The sequence below is a fragment of the Paraburkholderia caffeinilytica genome (assembly GCF_046030355.1).
Taxonomy (GTDB): Bacteria; Pseudomonadota; Gammaproteobacteria; order Burkholderiales; family Burkholderiaceae; genus Paraburkholderia; species Paraburkholderia caffeinilytica_B.
Map to the genome: position 1 here is coordinate 1 of NZ_JAQQCQ010000034.1, position 15,840 is coordinate 15,840.

The window sequence follows — 15,840 nt, forward strand, 5'->3', positions numbered from 1 at the left end:
TGCGCCTCGGCGCCGCGCCTCTGCACTTCCCCGGAAGTCATGGTTCGACGGTGAGACGCGAGCGCGGAAACGCAGCAGTCGGTCTTAAGAAATACGCTTCGGCGCGCGCAGCGCCGCCGGAAGTATGACGCCTTTGTCACTAGCGCCGAATGTGCGAGAACACGGATTCCAGATGCACCACTACCGTAACTGCGCGGGGGACCCGCTTATGAGCTAGCGGTTTGAGCTGCTTTCTTTTGCCTACTTTTCTTTGCAGCAGGCAAAGAAAAGTAGGTGCCTGCCCCGCACAGGGGCGACACTAATAGACCAATAAGAAAACAAGGAAAGGCCAACCCCACAAGCACACAGACAAACAAGCGCCGCGCAGGCAAACAGACAACCCCCTCAAACAACCCCTTCCACCAAAGCCACTCCCCCCAACGCGCCACGAATAGCACTAGCCAGCTCAGCGGCTGCAAACTTAGCCACATACCCATTCGCCCCAGCATTCTTCACATGCGCCTCATTAGCCGCCCCAGTCAAAGAAGAATGAATAATCACCGGAATATCCCGGGTCCGTTCGTCAGCCTTGATCTGACGGGTCAACATAAACCCGTCCATCTCCGGCATCTCGAGATCGGTCAACACCAGCGCAATACGGTCCTTCACCCGTGTACCATTAGCCTGCGCTTCACGCGCGACCTGCTGCAACGTACTCCACGCCTCCTCGCCGGTCTTGGTCATCACATAGTCCGCACCAATCGCACTCAACGCCTGCTCAATCAACTTGCGCGCAAAACCGGAATCGTCAGCGGCGAGAATCTTCGCGCCATGGCGGATGCCAAGCGCTTCGCCCACTGAGGTGGGGTCGACGCTCGGATGCTGTGACGGAAACACGTCGCGCAACACCTGCTCCACATCGATCACCTGGGCGAGCCGCGAGTCGCCCGTGTTGCCGTCGATACGCGCAATGCTCGTCACCAGATTGCCACCGGCCGCGCCTTCGGCGGAAAGCACCTGATTCCACTCGAGCCGCACAATGTCGTCCACTTCCTCGACCGCAAACGCCTGCGTCGAACGCGCGAATTCCGTCACCAGCAAAATGTTCAAGCCGCGCGTCGGCTCGCAACCCATCAGGCGCGGCAAGTCGATCACGGGAATAATCTGGCCGCGAATGTCCACCGCACCCATCACGAACGGCGAAGAACCCGCAATCGGCGTCACCGGCGGCATCGTCGAAATTTCACGCACCTTGAAGACGTTGATGCCGTAAAGCTCATGCGCGTCGCTGCCAGGAACCGAACCCAGCCGATACAGCAATAACTCGAATTTATTGGAACTCGTCAAATTGCTGCGCTCGTCGTTCGCGCGGTGATCTACTGCCATCGAATCTCTCCAGGGAATGCGGTGCGAGTGGTGCGCCATGCATACCGTTCGTGTGGCCCTGGCGCGTGCCCCATCTTTTTGTTATCGGCGCGGCAGCAGGAAAGTTCAGCGAATTCAGGCGTTTTACCGATGCTTTCTGGTTAACACCCAGTCTCCATTCGAGGCATGAAGAGGCCGCTGGCCTTACGGCAAAGGCAAGTCTTTCGTATGAAGGTTACCTAACGTTACAGAAGCGACAGCACGGTTTCACATGCGGGATAACGTGCCTCCTAGAATGCACAGCGATAAGAGCGGGGCGCTGTAGGTCAGTCGCAAGCGACTTGCAAGGTGTCAACGCAATCGCATGCAGTGGCCAGGACGCACCCGCATCGCCGTCGTTTCGCTTCCACTCCAAGGAGAACGTATGATCCGTTTGCCTCTCGCCGCCATCACCGGTGCCTGCATGGCCAGCCTTATGGTTGTCGCTAGCGCGGCCAGTGCTCAAAACGCGCCGTCAGCGGCCGCGCCGGATGCCGCACGCATTCATGCCACCGATCAAGCCTTCATCGCCGACGCCACCAAAGCTGTCGCCACGCAACGCGATGCCGCCCGCATCGCCACTTCGCGCTCCACGGATCGGGACGTGAAGGCATTCGCAGAACGCGTGTCGAGCGACAACGCGAAAATCTCCGACGCGCTGCGCGCCGCGAGTCCGCGTGGCGTCGACGTGCCGAAGAACGATCCGGACGCAGCGGTGCTCGCGAGCATCAACAACCTGCGTGGTGCCGACTTCGACAAGACCTACATCGAACAGGTCGCGCTCACCGGCGAACAGAAAGCGCTGTCGGCGTTCCAGGCGGAAATCGCCTCAGGTCGCGACGAACAACTGAAGGACGCGGCGAAGAAGGCACTCCCGACCATCCAGGAGCACTACGCGATGGCTCAGGATCTCGCGAGACGTAAGCATCTGACTGCGCAGTAAGCCGAACACCAGATACAGTTTGGCGCAGTCTGAGCAACAAGCGCGCATCACGTTGCAACGTGACGCGCGTCTCCAGGCGGCATAAAGCGCCCTTAAAAGGCACTCTCAAAGAGCGCCTCCGAAACCAGCCGCAACTTTCCCGCTCGCGGACAATCAATGCCGCTTGCAAACAGCAGACCGAATGCGTTCTTTTCGGCGATAATCGGCTTCGTTCTTTCAGGCGTGACCTGCGCGGCTTCCGCGCGCGACTCAGGCGGCTTGAAAGCGGTTTCCCGATTCCACTCGCATTCAATCAAAGCTCACCTCATGAGCAAGCCTGCCAATCTTCCGCAACAGTTGGACGCTATGCTTCGGCAAGCCGTCGCGCTTCAGCAGAACGGCGCACTCGCCGAGGCCGAAGAGCTTTACCGTGAGATTCTCGAACTCAAGCCACGCCATTTCGATGCGCTGCAATTGCTGGGCTCACTCGCGCTGCAGGCGGGTCGTGTGCAAGAGGGCATCGAACTCCTTAGAAAGGCGCTCGCCATCAATGCGAAACAGGCACCGCTTCATTCGAATCTCGCTTATGCGCTCAATGCCTTGCAACGTTTCGACGAAGCGCTCGCAAGCGCTAATCGTGCGCTCGCATTGCAATCAAAATTCCCTGACGCACTGAACAATCGCGGCAACGCGCAAGCCGGCCTGAACGTGCCGCTCGAGGCGCTCAGCAGCTTTGATCGCGCGATCGCCCTGCAGCCGGAATTCGCGCAGGCCTGGAATAATCGCGCCTGCGTGCTGCGCGATCTGGGCCGTCCCGCCGATGCTCTGGCAAGTTGCGATCACGCGTTGGCGTTGCAGCCGAACTATCCCGACGCGTGGAGCAATCGCGGCAATGCGCTCAGCGATCTGAACCAGCCGGGCGAGGCGCGGCAAAGCTATCAGCGTGCGCTCGAACTCGCTCCTGCGTTTGCCGATGCCTGGAACAACCTTGGCCTGACCCAGATCGATCTCGGTGAATACGCGCATGCGTTGCAGAGCTATGAGCGCGCACTGGCGGTCAATCCCACCGCGGCCGAGACGCATTGGAACCAGTCGTTGTGTCTGCTGCAACTGGGGCAACTGGAAGCGGGATGGAAGGAATACGAATGGCGCTGGGAGCGTAGCCGTATCAAGGCAGGCAGGCGCACCTTTGCCCAGCCGCTCTGGCTGGGCGATTTTTCCATCGAAGGCAAAACGATTCTGCTGCATGCTGAACAGGGTCTCGGCGATACGCTGCAGTTCTGCCGCTACGCCGACAGGGTGTCGAAGCTCGGCGCAAAAGTCGTGCTGGAAGTACCGGGTGAGTTGATGCGGCTCATGTCCACGCTAGGCGGTGTGGATCAATTGATCGAAGCGGGCCACGCGCTGCCGCCGTTCGATTGTCATTGCCCCTTGCTGAGTCTGCCGCTCGCGTTCAAGACCGATCTCGCGAGCATTCCGTCAAAGACGCCTTATCTGTTCGCCGATCCGCAAGCCACGCGTGAATGGCGTGAGCGTATCGCTGCACAAGAGGCACCGCGCCTTAAAGTCGGACTGGTCTGGGCCGGCGGAAACCGGCCGCATGTCGCCGAGCTCCGCAAGAACGACGCACGTCGTTCGATTACGTTCGAGCAGCTCACACCGCTTCTCGATGTGCCGAACGTGCAGTTCTTCAGTCTGCAAAAAGGACACGCTGCGCTTCAGCCGCTGCACCGCGATTCTCATCCCAACGTCGTGGACTACACCGAGGAACTCGATGACTTCGCCGACACGGCAGCGCTGGTGGCCAACCTCGATCTGGTGATATCGGTGGATACGTCCACCGCGCATCTGGCCGGTGCGCTGGATAAGCCGGTATGGATTCTGAACCGCTTCGACACCTGCTGGCGCTGGATGCTGGAGCGTGCCGATACGCCCTGGTATGCGCAAGCGAGGCTGTTCCGGCAGCCGGCATTGGGCGATTGGGACAGCGTGATTCAACGTGCACGTGACGCGCTGGCTACGTTTGCCGACGCGTTTACCCGGACGCGCGTAGACTAAAGGTCCGTTTATCGACGGCTAGGCCACGGAGAATCATCAATGGAATACAGACATCTGGGTGCATCGGGTTTCAAGGTGCCGGTACTGAGTTTCGGCACGGGCACATTCGGCGGCAAGGGCGAATTTTTCCAGGCGTGGGGCGCCACGGACGTCGCCGAAGCGCGTCGCCTGATCGACATCTGTTTCGATGCGGGCGTCACGATGTTCGACAGCGCGGACATCTATTCGAGCGGTGCTTCCGAGTCGGTGCTCGGTGAAGCACTCAAGGGCAAGCGCGACAAAGCGATCATCTCCACCAAAGCGACTTTCCGTTTCGACGACGGCCCGAATAACGTCGGCTCGTCGCGCTTTCATCTGATTCAGGCAGTGGACGCGGCGCTCAAACGTCTGCAAACCGATTACATCGACCTGTTCCAGTTGCACGGTTTCGACGCCAGGACGCCTATCGCCGAAGTCATGTCCACACTCGACGATCTCGTGCGCGCCGGCAAGATCCGCTACACCGGCGTGTCGAATTTCTCCGGCTGGCATCTGATGAAATCGCAGGACACCGCGGATCGTTACGGCTATCCGCGCTACGTCGCGAATCAGACTTACTACTCGCTGATCGGCCGCGATTATGAATGGGAGTTGATGCCGCTCGGTATCGATCAAGGCGTGGGTGCGGTGGTGTGGAGTCCGCTCGGCTGGGGGCGTCTCACCGGCAAGATCAAGCGCGGTCAGCCGTTGCCGGAAACGAGCCGTCTGCATAAGACCTCTGACATGGGGCCACCGGTGCCGGACGAGTATCTGTTCCGCGTGCTCGATGCAATCGACGAGGTCGCGGCCGAAACCGGCAAGACCGTGCCGCAGATCGCGCTGAACTGGTTGCTGCAACGGCCTACGGTATCGACGGTGCTGATCGGTGCGCGTAACGAAGAGCAGTTGCGGCAGAACCTCGGCGCGGTGGGCTGGAATCTGACGCCTGAACAGGTGGCGAAACTCGACGCGGCCAGCGCTGTACGTCCCGCGTATCCGTACTGGCATCAGGAAGGATTTGCGGAGCGCAATCCGACGGCGGTTTAAGGGCGCCTGTTTGGTGTTTTCATAGAGTAATGACCGCTCCGGCTCGACCGCTATTTGACGAGTCCGGCCGGAGCGGCGAACAGTTCGCTGTAATAGCGTCGGCCCGCGTCGAGATGTGAGTCGAATGCGAAACCTTGTTCGAGCATCGCGTCAAAGTCGGCGCGTTCGATCTTCATCACATAGCTGTGTTCGGTCGTGACAAGGCTGCACGGCCGCTCGGTCACAGCCGCGCTAAACCATTTCCCCGCACTCGCATGGCCCGCCGGATACGATTGTTGGCCGTATTCGATTTGCCAGCCACCGTCCAGAAGAATCCACGTGCTCCGATCGCTCGCGGTGCCGCCGCATTGCGCGATCACGGTGCCGGGTTGTGCTTCCCATTCATGCGAATGGCCGATCACCCAACGCAATTGTTCGGTCGTCAGGCTCGTGAAGAAGGGCGTGTGCTTCAATAAATGAAGATATGTCACTGAGGGTTTCATGGCGGTACTCCGCGTGGCGGCGGATGCGTCCGGCGACTGCGCTTGTTGTCGTGCATCACACGCGGCGATCAGAAAGGACAGCAGCACGGCGCAGGCGATCAGGATGGCGGATTTCATCAACGGGTGTGCTCAAAACGAAAAAGGAACTGCGGGACGCCGGGGTTCATCAATCACAGTGGGCGTCCCTCACGGTCATGCTTGATTAACGCTTGACCTTCGCTTCGAGCAGGTCGCCCATGCCGATCCGGTTGGCGAACTCGATGCGCACGCGCTCTGAAACGTCGAGCACTTCACGCGCGCCATCACCGACGAAATCGATCACTGAGCGCATCGGCCGCTCGCCCGAAGGCAGCGCGACGATCCGCACGATTTCATCGGCAACGGCTTGCGGATCTGCGTCGGCCGGTGTGAGTTCGGACAGGCGCTCGCCGATCCGATCCATCACGCCGTCATAGCGTGCATAAGCGGCGGCGCGTTCGGCATCGGCGGGTTTGCCGGCGCTCGGAAAGTGTGCGGTGCCGCGAGTGAACGCGCCCGGCACCACGATCGAGGTTTCGATGCCGAAGCGCGCGATTTCGTAGGCAAGGGTGACGGCCAGGGAATCCATCGCGGCTTTTGCCGCACCGTACGGACCGAGGAAGGGCGGAAAACCGCCCTTGGTCGTCGTGCTGCTGATCCACAGCATCAAGCCCGCTTCCTGCCGGCGCAGATACGGCAGCACCGCACGGTTCACACGCTGCGCGCCGAACAGGTTGGTGTCGAACACCTTCACCATTTCTTCGGGCGTGAATGCTTCGCTCGGACCGACCACCAGATGTCCGGCGTTCTGCATCACCACGTCGAGCCGTCCTTGCTCGCGGATGATCGTCGCGGCGGCGGCATCGGCGGATTCCTGCGACAGCACGTCGAGTTCGAGCGGATGCAACCGGATGTCCTTCGCTTTGGCGAACGCTCGCATTTCGTCGGCACGCGGCTTGTTGCGTCCTTCGACATCGCGCATCGTCGCGTAGACGATATGACCTGCTTCGGCAAGCGATTGCGCGCTGAGCTTGCCGATGCCTGTACCCGCGCCCGTCACCAGGATGACGTTCTTCTGCATTTGTCTTCTCCGATTCGATGAAAACGATACGACGTTTGAAACTGCGATGAGAAAGACGCTTTAAGCGTTTTCAGGCAGGGTTAAGCCAGGCCGCCGTTGGCGCGCAGGATCTGGCCATTGACCCAGCCTGCATCCGGGCCGGCGAGGAACGACACGACCGAGGCGATGTCGTCCGGCTGGCCGAGGCGTTGCAGCGGCGGCATCTTCGCGAAGGTCTGGATCTGTTCTTCGGTCTTGCCGTCGAGGAACAGCGAGGTCGCGATCGGGCCCGGCGCCACCGCGTTGACGGTGATGTTGCGGCCGCGCAATTCCTTGGCGAACACATGCGTGAAGGCTTCGACGGCGGCCTTGGTGCCGTTGTAGATCGCGTAGCCCGGCATGTTCAGCGCGAGCGTGGTGCTCGAGAAGTTGACGATGCGTCCGCCGTCGCTCATCCGTGCGGCTGCTTCGCGCAGGGTATTGAAGGTGCCGCGCACGTTGATGTCGAAAGTCTGGTCGTACAGCGCGTCGCTGGTGTCGGCGAGCGGCAGCGTCTTGAGCACGCCGGCGTTATTGACCAGCACATCCACTTTGCCGAGCTGCTGTTCGGTGGTCTCGAACATGCGACGCACGTCGTCGGCCTTCGAAACGTCGGCCTTCACTGCGATGGCCCTGGTGCCTCCCGCCGTGAGTTCCGCGACCAGCGCATCGGCTTCCGTCGAACGCGACGCGTAGTTGACGGTCACCGCGAAGCCGTCCTTGGCGAGGCGTCGCGCAACCGCTGCGCCGATGCCTCGCGATGCGCCGGTGACGATGACGACTCGCGCATTTTTGATCGTGTTCATGATTTATTTCCTTCTGTGTGATGGGCTAGTGAGATGAATCTTGATCGCTTTCGTCTCTGAGATAATCGGGTTAGGATGGTTATCTTCATTCCATTTGCTTTAATAATTGACCGGTAAGCCGCTGGCCCGGCACCAAGGCCCCAACTATGGATCGCTTCGAGGAAATGCGGGTGTTCGTGCGGATCGCCGAGCGGCAAAGCTTCACGCGCGCCTCGGACGACTTGCAGATTCCGCGCGCCACCGTCACCAACCTGATGAAGCGCATGGAGCAGCGGCTCGGCGCGCGGCTTCTCGAGCGCACCACGCGCTCGGTGCGCCTCACGCACGACGGCGAGGCGTATTACCGCCGCTGCGTGCGGCTGATCGCCGACATGGAGGAGGCGGAGGGTTCGTTTTCCAACCTCGCGCCGAAGGGTCTGTTGCGTGTGAATCTGCAGGGCACCCTGGCACGCTACTTCGTCGTGCCGGCGCTACCGGCTTTTCTCGCGCGGTTTCCCGACATCGAACTGACGATCGGCGAGGACGACCGGCTGGTCGATCTGGTGCGGGAGGGGATCGATTGCGTGTTGCGGGCGGGCAATCTGCAGGATTCGTCGATGGTGGGGCGGCGCGTGGCGCAACTGCCGCAAGTGACGGTGGCGAGTCCGGCTTATCTGGAGACGTGTGGCGAGCCGTCCGATCCGGCGGCTTTGTCCACGCATCGGGCGGTGAATTATCTGTCCAGCGCGACTGGCAAGCCGGTGCCGCTCGAGTTCAGAATCGACGGCCGCGATACGGCCATGCACCTGCCATCGTCGGTATCGGTGACCGGCGCGGATCTCTACACGGGCTCAGCGGTGGCCGGGCTCGGCATCGTGCAAGTGCCGCAATACCGCGTGGCGGGAGAGCTGGCGTCGGGGCGGCTGAAGATCATTCTCGCGGATTTCCCACCGCCACCCATGCCGGTTTCGGTCCTTTATCCGCAGAATCGCCAGTTGTCGTCGCGCGTGCGGGTGTTTGCGCAGTGGCTGCGCGATATTTTCGAGGCGGCCGGGGGGCAGACGGGTTCGCGGTGAACGCGTGGGTCCGTGCTTTTGCGTAAGCCGCGCTGCGGATCGTGGGATCATACGGGCCGTGCTGGGCAATACTGCTTTTTGCACGGTACGGAATAACAGGAGCAGGACGATGATCGATGGACTGGTGGGCGGACGCTTGTACGGCGAGGCGCAGATCCGCACGGGGCAGAATGGTAAGCGCTTTGTGACCTGCAAGGTCCGGGCGACCACCAATGATGGCGATACGATTTTCGTCAACGTGATTGCGTTTGATGATGAGGTGCAGACTGCATTGCTTGCTCTCACGGATGCAGATAGTGTCGCGCTGAGCGGGGCGTTAACGCCCAAGGTTTGGACCGACAAGAATGGGTTGATTAAGCCTGCTATGGATATGGTTGCGCACAGGGTGCTGGTGGGGTATCGGGGGGAGGCGTAAGCGGGTTTTTGCTTGCTCGGCACGCATGCGCACCCGTCGTATCTCGACCTACACCGCGCCGCGCTAGCCTACTGGACCGCGTCCTGATCGGCGGCTACGTTGCAAGCGTGCAGGGCTGGTGCGATAGGCATGTTCTTTACGAACTGGCGGCAGCTGCCGTTCCCGTTGCCAAGCGCATCACCTTCGACAATTGCATAAAAATGCTCATTGCGATTCCTCTCCGGATCGGCTTTGAGGCGCGGGTATTTGAGCGCCCTGTAATTTCGGGCGCCGATCCGAATACGTCGGCTCACCGCTACCTTTGCCGCCTTCGTATCGGTAAATAATGTATCGCTTGCGGGACTCGTTTCGCGTGCTATTAGATATTAGAACCGCCATACCGTTGGCATCTAAATAGACGGCCGTTGGGCGCGTTCGCTCTGCGAAATCGACACGCTCCCATCGCTTCGCCTTGGCGTTATAGCGAACTGCAACGCCCTGTAGATAGTTCGAAGTGAATTCCCCGGATATGACGAAAGCACGTTCTTTCGTGCCTACACAAGCGACCTGTATATCATCGCCGCGTGACTGATCTTCGTCACCTTGATAGAGGCGCATGGGCGCGGCACCGTCTCTGCTCAGGTAGTAAACCGCTGTGCTATCTATTAGATGAGCGCGCAGCAATGCGAGCGTATGGCTTCGATCGCTTCCGAGTGTGCAACTCGTGACCGCCTCCATACCGATAGCAGATTGCGAAGCGGCGGCGTAACCAAGACACAGGATCGGTATAAAGGCGGCTATTCTCATTGGACCATATTGCGTAATGGTTGCATTGAGTCAGGATCGGCGCGCAGCTTGTCCGCACATGCCTTGATCTTCTGATAGTAAATTCCGTTGGATAGGCCGCGATAGAGTTTGTAAGCTCCATCGACGGAATGCGCCTTGTTTAGCCAGTATTGCATGTACTCGGTTCCTAATCCGATGTTTGTGGCATCGTCGGTAAGTTGAGAGGAAGCATGCGCCGCCGCCGCTTCGGCAAATAGCTGGTGTGTTTGCGCATCGCCTGGCATATGGCCTAACATTTCTCACGCCCAAGATACTCGACGAACCGATCCGCGACAGGCTCCATGTCGCCACCCCTTCGCAATAGCAAAACCTGCGACTGAAGCGTCTCGCCCTGCAAGGGCAAAAAGCACACTCGTGGGTCCTGCACCTGCCGCAACGTAAAGGGCACCAACGCCACCCCCATCCCAAACCCGACCATCGTCACCACGGTTTGCCACAACCGCGCCTCATGGCGAATCAGCGGACTAAAACCGGCCCCCACGCACTGCGCAATGATCAGATCGTGATAATGCGGCGACACCGTGCGTGGAAACAGGATGAACGGTTCCTGCGCCAACGCCCGCAGATCGACCTTGCGCTTTCGCGCCAACGGATGACCCACCGGCAGGCAACACAAAAACGGTTCGGAAAAAATCGGCGTTGAAGTCACATCCGACGGGAAATTGCCCCAATGCGCGCAGCCCATGTCGATCTGCATCCGCTGGATCGCATGCACCTGCTCGCTGGTATTCATCTCCTTCAGCACGATTTCGACGCCCGGGTAGTCAGCCTCGAAGCGGCTCACCGCCTGCGGCATACCGCGGTACAACATCGAATTCACAAAGCCGATCCGCAGACGGCCGGCCAGCCCATGCGCCGATCGAACGGTGATGCGTTCGGCCTCGGCCGCCTGCAGCAGCAAGCGGCGCGCTTCGCCAAGCAGCACCTGCCCCGCGTTCGTCAGCGCGACCGTCTTGTTGGTGCGCGCGAGCAGTTGCACCCCTAGCTGCTCCTCGAACTTGCGGATGTCGAAACTGAGCGCCGGCTGCGAAATGAACAGCCGCTTGGCCGCGCGGCCGAAATGCAATTCCTCGGCGACCGCCACGAAATAGCGCAATTGTTTCAGGTCCACGGCAGCCTCCGGCTCTTTTTAACGATAAGCTGTGTCTATCGTACCGGATATAAGTTGTATTAGACGATTATCGAAGCCGCTTCTATGCTCCTTTCACAAAGGAGACACGCATGAGCGACATCACCGCGCAGCCGGCACACGGCTCGTCCAATATTCCCGACAGCCGGGGCATCAACTTCTTCAGCAGCGACCCTGACTTTGCCCGTCTGCTCAAACTGCATCTCGGCGACGCGCTGTATCAGGAACTCGAAAGCCAACTCGTTTCGTTAGGCCAGCGGGCGTCCGATGAACTCGACGTCTGGGCGCTGTCCGCCGACAAAAATCCGCCGCAATTGCGGCATCGCACGCGGCGCGGTGAAGCGCTGCAAAGCATCGACAAGCATCCCGATTACATCGCGCTCGAACGCGTGGCCTACGCGGAATTGGGGCTTGCCTCGATGAGCCATGACACTCGCGATGGCAAGAAAGCGCCGCCGCCGCTGGTCAAATACGCGCTGACGTTTCTGTTCGTGCAGGCGGAGTTCGGTCTGTGCTGCCCTGTCAGCATGACCGATTCGCTCACGCGTACGCTGCGCAAATTCGGCGCGCCCGAACTGGTCGCACGCTTTCTGCCGATGCTGGCGTCGCGTGATTTCGACACGCTTTTTCAGGGCGCGATGTTCATGACCGAACAGACGGCGGGCTCGGATGTCGCCCGTATCGCGACGCGGGCCGCGCGCGAAACCAGCGTGAACGGTGAAGACGCGTGGCGTCTGTATGGCGACAAATGGTTCTGCTCGAACGCCGACGCCGATCTCGCGATGGTGCTCGCGCACGTCGACAATGCGCCCGCCGGTATCCACGGCCTTGGGCTTTTCCTGCTGCCGAAGACCTTGCCGGACGGCTCGCGCAACAGCTATCGGATCGTGCGTCTGAAGGACAAGCTCGGCAGCCGGTCGATGGCGAGCGGCGAGATCGTGCTGGAAGGAGCCGTGGCGCACCTGATCGGCGAAGTGGGGCGTGGCTTTCATCAGATGGCCGACATGATCAACATGTCGCGTCTGTCGAACGGCGTGCGGGCGGCGGGCTTGATGCGCCGCGCGTTGACTGAGGCGCTGCACATTGCGCGCAATCGCGAAGCGTTCGGCCGCAAGCTGATCGATATGCCGCTGATGCAGCGGCAATTGCTCAAGATGATGCTGCCCGCGGAGCAGGCCCGTTCGATGTTCATGCAGATCGCCTTGCTGCTGGAGAAAGCCGACGCCGGTGATCGGCAGGCGGCGAAATGCGTGCGCATCCTGACGCCGTTGATCAAATTCCGGGCGTGCCGCGATGCCCGCCGGGTAACGGGCGACGCGATGGAAGTGCGCGGCGGCACGGGCTACATCGAAGAGTGGAGCGACGCGCGTCTGGTGCGCGACGCCCACCTCGGTTCTATCTGGGAAGGCACCAGCAATATCGTGGCGCTCGACGTCGCGCGCGCGGCGAAACGGGATGGCGCGCTTGAACCACTGCGCGCGTATCTGCTGGATAGGCTCGGCGCGGCAGCATTGCCCGCGGAGAGCCTCAAGCTGCTTCGTTCGACCTTGACGCGCGCTTGCGACGCCCTTGAGAGCGTCGCCGAGTGCGGACGCGATGAGTCGGTCCGGCAGGCGGCCACCGCCTTGTATCACGCGAGCACAGCGGTGCTCATGGCTTGCGAAGGCGTACGCCTCGCGCCGGATTTCCGGCGGCTCGCGCTGAGCCATCTGGTGTTGCGGCACAAGCTGTTGCCGGTCGATCCGCTCGACGTGCAGACGTCTTCGGATGACGGCGAGGTCATCGCTGCGCTGGTCAATGCCCGTGACATCACGCTCGACCAGGCGCTGAAACTGCTGCCTGCACGGAGCGAGCCATGACCGAACATGTGAACGATATCGCGCGGCACACGCAGGCTACGCAACACACACAAGGCGCGTTGCAAGGCATCAAGGTCATCGACCTCAGCCGCGTACTCGGCGGCCCTTACTGCACGCAAGCGCTGGCCGATCACGGCGCCCAGGTCATCAAACTGGAGCCGCCCGGCGGCGACGAAACGCGCGGCTGGGGGCCGCCGTTTTACGGTGACACCGCGTGGTATTTCGCCGGCGTGAACCGCAACAAGCAGGGCATCGCGGTCGACCTGTCGTGCGACGAAGGCCGCGACATTCTGTGGAAGCTGCTCGAAGATGCCGACGTGCTGGTCGAAAACTTCAAGCCCGGCACGCTCGCGCGCTGGGGCATGGACTACGAGCGCGATCTGCGCGAGCGTTTTCCCAAGCTGATTCATTGCGCGGTATCGGGCTTCGGTCCCGACGGCCCGCTTGGTGGTCTGCCTGGCTACGACGCCGCGATTCAGGCGATGACCGGCTTGATGAGCGTGAACGGCGAACGCGACGGGCCGGCGACGCGCGTTGGCTTGCCGGTCGTCGACATGGTGACGGGTTTGAACGCGCTGGCCGGCATTCTGCTGGCGCTCGCCGAGCGCACGAAAAGCGGCCATGGCCAATCGATCGATATCGCGTTGTACGACTGTGGCGTATCACTGCTGCATCCGCATCTGCCGAACTATTTCGGTTCCGGCCGCACACCCGAACGCAGCGGCAACGCGCATCCGAACATCACGCCTTACGACAGCTATCGCACCGCGACTGCGCCGATCTTTCTCGCCGTCGGCAACGACCGGCAGTTCGCGCGCCTGTGCGCGCATCTCGGCGCGCCGGAACTCGCGTACGATCCGCGCTACGTGGATAACCGCAGCCGCTGCGCGCATCGCGAGCCGCTCAAGGCCGCGCTGGAAGCACTGCTCGCCACCCATGACTGCGAACCGCTCGCGCAGGCATTGATCAAGGCAGGCGTGCCGTGCGGACCGGTGCAAACCGTCGACGTCGTCGCGCGCCATCCGCATACGCTGCATCGCGGCATGGTGATCGAGATGGGCGAGTATCGCGGCACGGCGTCGCCGATCAAGTTGTCGCGCACGCCCGCCACGTATCGCAGTGCGCCGCCGACGCTGGGCGGCGATACCCGCGAGGTACTCGACGCATTGGGCATCGATACGGCAACCCAGCAGCGCTTGCTCGAGGCGGGTGTGCTCAAAGCCTGAGCGCAAGCCAGCAGTTTTCCGGTGACGGCACGCAGAAACCGCGCCATCCAGAAGAATGACCTTGGAGACGAAAGACATGAATCGCGAGTCAGACGACCACGCCGCCGGCCGGCAACCCACGCGCGCCGCGGCAGCGGCATTTGTGGGCACCACGATCGAGTGGTACGACTTTTACATCTACGCCACTGCATCCGCGCTGATTTTCGGCAAGCTGTTCTTTCCGGGTAGCGATCCGTTTTTCGCTACGCTGGCCTCGTTCGGCACCTTCGCGGTGGGGTTCTTCGCGCGGCCGTTCGGGGGACTCGTGTTCGGCCACCTCGGCGACCGCATTGGCCGCAAGAAGGCGCTTGTGGCGACGCTGGCGATCATGGGCGTCGGCACGGTCGGCATCGGCTTCCTGCCGACGTACGCGAGTGCCGGCGTGTGGGCGCCGGTGCTGCTGGTGCTGCTGCGCGTCGCGCAGGGCATCGCGATCGGCGGCGAGTGGGGCGGCGCGGTACTGATGGCAAGCGAACATGCGCCGCAGGGACGGCGTACTTTCTTCGCCTCGTTCGCACAGCTTGGCAGCCCCGCGGGGTTGATCCTGTCGTTGCTCGCGTTTCGCGCGGTGGCGTCGATGGATAAGGAGGCGTTTTTCAGCTGGGGCTGGCGCCTGCCGTTTCTCGCTAGTGCAGTGTTGCTGGTGGTCGGTTTGCTGATCCGCGCGGGTGTCGACGAATCGCCTGAATTCAAGGCGCTGAAAGCGCAGCGGCGCGTTGCGGCGCTGCCGGTCGCCGAAGTGGTGCGCGACGCGTGGCGCACGCTGTTGCTGTGCCTTGGCGCGAATGTGATCGGCGTGGCCGGCGCATGGTTCGTCAATACGTTCATGCTGAATTACACGACGCAAACACTGGGCCTCGATCGTTCGCTGATTCTCGATTGCCTGTTCGTGGTGGCGTTCATTCAGTTGTTCACGCAACTGGGTTCCGGATGGTTCGCGCAACGGATCGGTACCGGAAGATTTTTGAAAGGCGCGGCGGCGTTGGCGATGCTTTCGCCTTATCCGATGTTCGCGCTGGTATCGACCGGGAGGCCGGTGGCGATTGTGATCGGCATCGCGCTGGCGGTGATGTGCATGTCGAGTTCTTATGCGGTGATGGCCGGTTTTATGTCGACCGCGTTCGCGGTGAGAGTCCGGTACTCGGCTATTTCTTTGTCTTATCAGGTGTGCGCCGCGTTGGCGGGCGGCTTGACGCCTTTAATCGGCACGTTGCTCGCGCATCGATATCCGGGAGCATGGTGGCCGCTGGCCGTTTTTTATAGTTGCCTCGCCGGGGTGTCGCTGGTGTGTATCAGTACGTTGGAGCGCCGCAAGGGCGGCGCGGCGAGCGGTGTCGTCGAGGCGGCTTAGGTCCGGATTTCCAGGTGTGGCGCTTGTTTGTCTGTATGCCTCGAGCGAGGGCCACGCCAATAAACCGTTAACACAGCGAGAAAGGCGTCGCTACAGGAAAACAAATGG

The 15,840-nt window shown here is 61.2% G+C and carries 14 protein-coding genes; 8 read left to right on the top strand and 6 right to left on the bottom strand.

Features of this window, described 5'->3' with window-relative positions; all coding sequences use genetic code 11:
- Positions 1–384: 384 nt before the first annotated feature.
- Complete coding sequence (locus PQQ95_RS33340; protein WP_408445796.1) at positions 385–1,365, bottom strand: chemotaxis protein; 981 nt, start codon at positions 1,363–1,365, stop codon at positions 385–387.
- 403 nt (positions 1,366–1,768) lie between these two features.
- Between PQQ95_RS33340 and PQQ95_RS33345 the strand changes: the two genes are divergently transcribed.
- The 3 genes from PQQ95_RS33345 to PQQ95_RS33355 all read left to right on the top strand — a co-directional run bounded on the left by PQQ95_RS33345 (position 1,769) and on the right by PQQ95_RS33355 (position 5,428).
- Positions 1,769–2,326: a DUF4142 domain-containing protein gene (locus PQQ95_RS33345; RefSeq protein ID WP_408445799.1), complete on the top strand. Its 558-nt coding sequence runs from the start codon at positions 1,769–1,771 to the stop codon at positions 2,324–2,326.
- 306 nt (positions 2,327–2,632) lie between these two features.
- Positions 2,633–4,363, top strand: coding sequence for a tetratricopeptide repeat protein (locus PQQ95_RS33350; RefSeq protein WP_408445802.1), 1,731 nt, complete (start codon positions 2,633–2,635; stop codon positions 4,361–4,363).
- A gap of 39 nt (positions 4,364–4,402) precedes the next feature.
- Positions 4,403–5,428, top strand: a complete 1,026-nt coding sequence (locus PQQ95_RS33355) for an aldo/keto reductase (protein WP_408445803.1) — start codon at positions 4,403–4,405, stop codon at positions 5,426–5,428.
- A gap of 50 nt (positions 5,429–5,478) precedes the next feature.
- Here the strand turns inward: PQQ95_RS33355 and PQQ95_RS33360 are convergent, their stop codons facing one another.
- The 3 genes from PQQ95_RS33360 to PQQ95_RS33370 all read right to left on the bottom strand — a co-directional run bounded on the left by PQQ95_RS33360 (position 5,479) and on the right by PQQ95_RS33370 (position 7,833).
- Positions 5,479–6,027, bottom strand: a complete 549-nt coding sequence (locus tag PQQ95_RS33360; RefSeq protein WP_408445805.1) for a cyclic nucleotide-binding domain-containing protein — start codon at positions 6,025–6,027, stop codon at positions 5,479–5,481.
- A gap of 85 nt (positions 6,028–6,112) precedes the next feature.
- On the bottom strand, positions 6,113–7,009 hold the full coding sequence (locus tag PQQ95_RS33365) for an SDR family oxidoreductase (protein WP_408445807.1): 897 nt from the start codon (positions 7,007–7,009) through the stop codon (positions 6,113–6,115).
- Between the two features lie 80 nt (positions 7,010–7,089).
- Positions 7,090–7,833, bottom strand: a complete 744-nt coding sequence (locus tag PQQ95_RS33370) for an SDR family oxidoreductase (protein ID WP_408445809.1) — start codon at positions 7,831–7,833, stop codon at positions 7,090–7,092.
- A gap of 146 nt (positions 7,834–7,979) precedes the next feature.
- Between PQQ95_RS33370 and PQQ95_RS33375 the strand changes: the two genes are divergently transcribed.
- The gene (locus PQQ95_RS33375; RefSeq protein ID WP_408445811.1) at positions 7,980–8,888 is read left to right on the top strand and encodes a LysR family transcriptional regulator; all 909 of its coding nucleotides are present in this window, start codon (positions 7,980–7,982) and stop codon (positions 8,886–8,888) included.
- Between the two features lie 109 nt (positions 8,889–8,997).
- Positions 8,998–9,303 (top strand): single-stranded DNA-binding protein, encoded by a 306-nt coding sequence (locus PQQ95_RS33380; RefSeq protein WP_408445814.1) that lies wholly within the window; start codon positions 8,998–9,000, stop codon positions 9,301–9,303.
- 782 nt (positions 9,304–10,085) lie between these two features.
- On the opposite strand, the gene PQQ95_RS33385 is transcribed toward PQQ95_RS33380, so the two are convergent.
- Together PQQ95_RS33385 and PQQ95_RS33390 are read right to left on the bottom strand one after the other, a co-directional pair.
- A complete protein-coding gene (locus tag PQQ95_RS33385; protein WP_408445817.1) occupies positions 10,086–10,364 on the bottom strand; it encodes a hypothetical protein in 279 nt (92 codons plus the stop codon).
- The gene (locus tag PQQ95_RS33390) at positions 10,358–11,239 is read right to left on the bottom strand and encodes a LysR family transcriptional regulator (RefSeq protein WP_408445820.1); all 882 of its coding nucleotides are present in this window, start codon (positions 11,237–11,239) and stop codon (positions 10,358–10,360) included. The genes PQQ95_RS33385 and PQQ95_RS33390 overlap by 7 nt, the downstream gene beginning before the upstream one ends.
- A gap of 110 nt (positions 11,240–11,349) precedes the next feature.
- On the opposite strand from PQQ95_RS33390, the gene PQQ95_RS33395 reads away from it, so the two are divergent.
- From PQQ95_RS33395 to PQQ95_RS33405, 3 genes are all read left to right on the top strand, one after another.
- Positions 11,350–13,116 carry an acyl-CoA dehydrogenase family protein gene (locus PQQ95_RS33395; protein ID WP_408445823.1) on the top strand — a complete coding sequence of 589 codons (1,767 nt, stop codon included), beginning with the start codon at positions 11,350–11,352 and terminating at the stop codon, positions 13,114–13,116.
- Positions 13,113–14,342 carry a CaiB/BaiF CoA transferase family protein gene (locus PQQ95_RS33400; protein WP_408445826.1) on the top strand — a complete coding sequence of 410 codons (1,230 nt, stop codon included), beginning with the start codon at positions 13,113–13,115 and terminating at the stop codon, positions 14,340–14,342. The genes PQQ95_RS33395 and PQQ95_RS33400 overlap by 4 nt, the downstream gene beginning before the upstream one ends.
- A gap of 76 nt (positions 14,343–14,418) precedes the next feature.
- The gene (locus PQQ95_RS33405) at positions 14,419–15,732 is read left to right on the top strand and encodes an MFS transporter (RefSeq protein WP_408445828.1); all 1,314 of its coding nucleotides are present in this window, start codon (positions 14,419–14,421) and stop codon (positions 15,730–15,732) included.
- Positions 15,733–15,840 lie beyond the last annotated feature (108 nt).

Coding starts and splice junctions, on each gene's coding strand:
- PQQ95_RS33340 (WP_408445796.1), bottom strand. CDS start 1,365: ATGGCAGTAGATCACCGCGCGAACGACGAGCGCAGCAATTTGACGAGT.
- PQQ95_RS33345 (WP_408445799.1), top strand. CDS start 1,769: ATGATCCGTTTGCCTCTCGCCGCCATCACCGGTGCCTGCATGGCCAGC.
- PQQ95_RS33350 (WP_408445802.1), top strand. CDS start 2,633: ATGAGCAAGCCTGCCAATCTTCCGCAACAGTTGGACGCTATGCTTCGG.
- PQQ95_RS33355 (WP_408445803.1), top strand. CDS start 4,403: ATGGAATACAGACATCTGGGTGCATCGGGTTTCAAGGTGCCGGTACTG.
- PQQ95_RS33360 (WP_408445805.1), bottom strand. CDS start 6,027: ATGAAATCCGCCATCCTGATCGCCTGCGCCGTGCTGCTGTCCTTTCTG.
- PQQ95_RS33365 (WP_408445807.1), bottom strand. CDS start 7,009: ATGCAGAAGAACGTCATCCTGGTGACGGGCGCGGGTACAGGCATCGGC.
- PQQ95_RS33370 (WP_408445809.1), bottom strand. CDS start 7,833: ATGAACACGATCAAAAATGCGCGAGTCGTCATCGTCACCGGCGCATCG.
- PQQ95_RS33375 (WP_408445811.1), top strand. CDS start 7,980: ATGGATCGCTTCGAGGAAATGCGGGTGTTCGTGCGGATCGCCGAGCGG.
- PQQ95_RS33380 (WP_408445814.1), top strand. CDS start 8,998: ATGATCGATGGACTGGTGGGCGGACGCTTGTACGGCGAGGCGCAGATC.
- PQQ95_RS33385 (WP_408445817.1), bottom strand. CDS start 10,364: ATGTTAGGCCATATGCCAGGCGATGCGCAAACACACCAGCTATTTGCC.
- PQQ95_RS33395 (WP_408445823.1), top strand. CDS start 11,350: ATGAGCGACATCACCGCGCAGCCGGCACACGGCTCGTCCAATATTCCC.
- PQQ95_RS33400 (WP_408445826.1), top strand. CDS start 13,113: ATGACCGAACATGTGAACGATATCGCGCGGCACACGCAGGCTACGCAA.
- PQQ95_RS33405 (WP_408445828.1), top strand. CDS start 14,419: ATGAATCGCGAGTCAGACGACCACGCCGCCGGCCGGCAACCCACGCGC.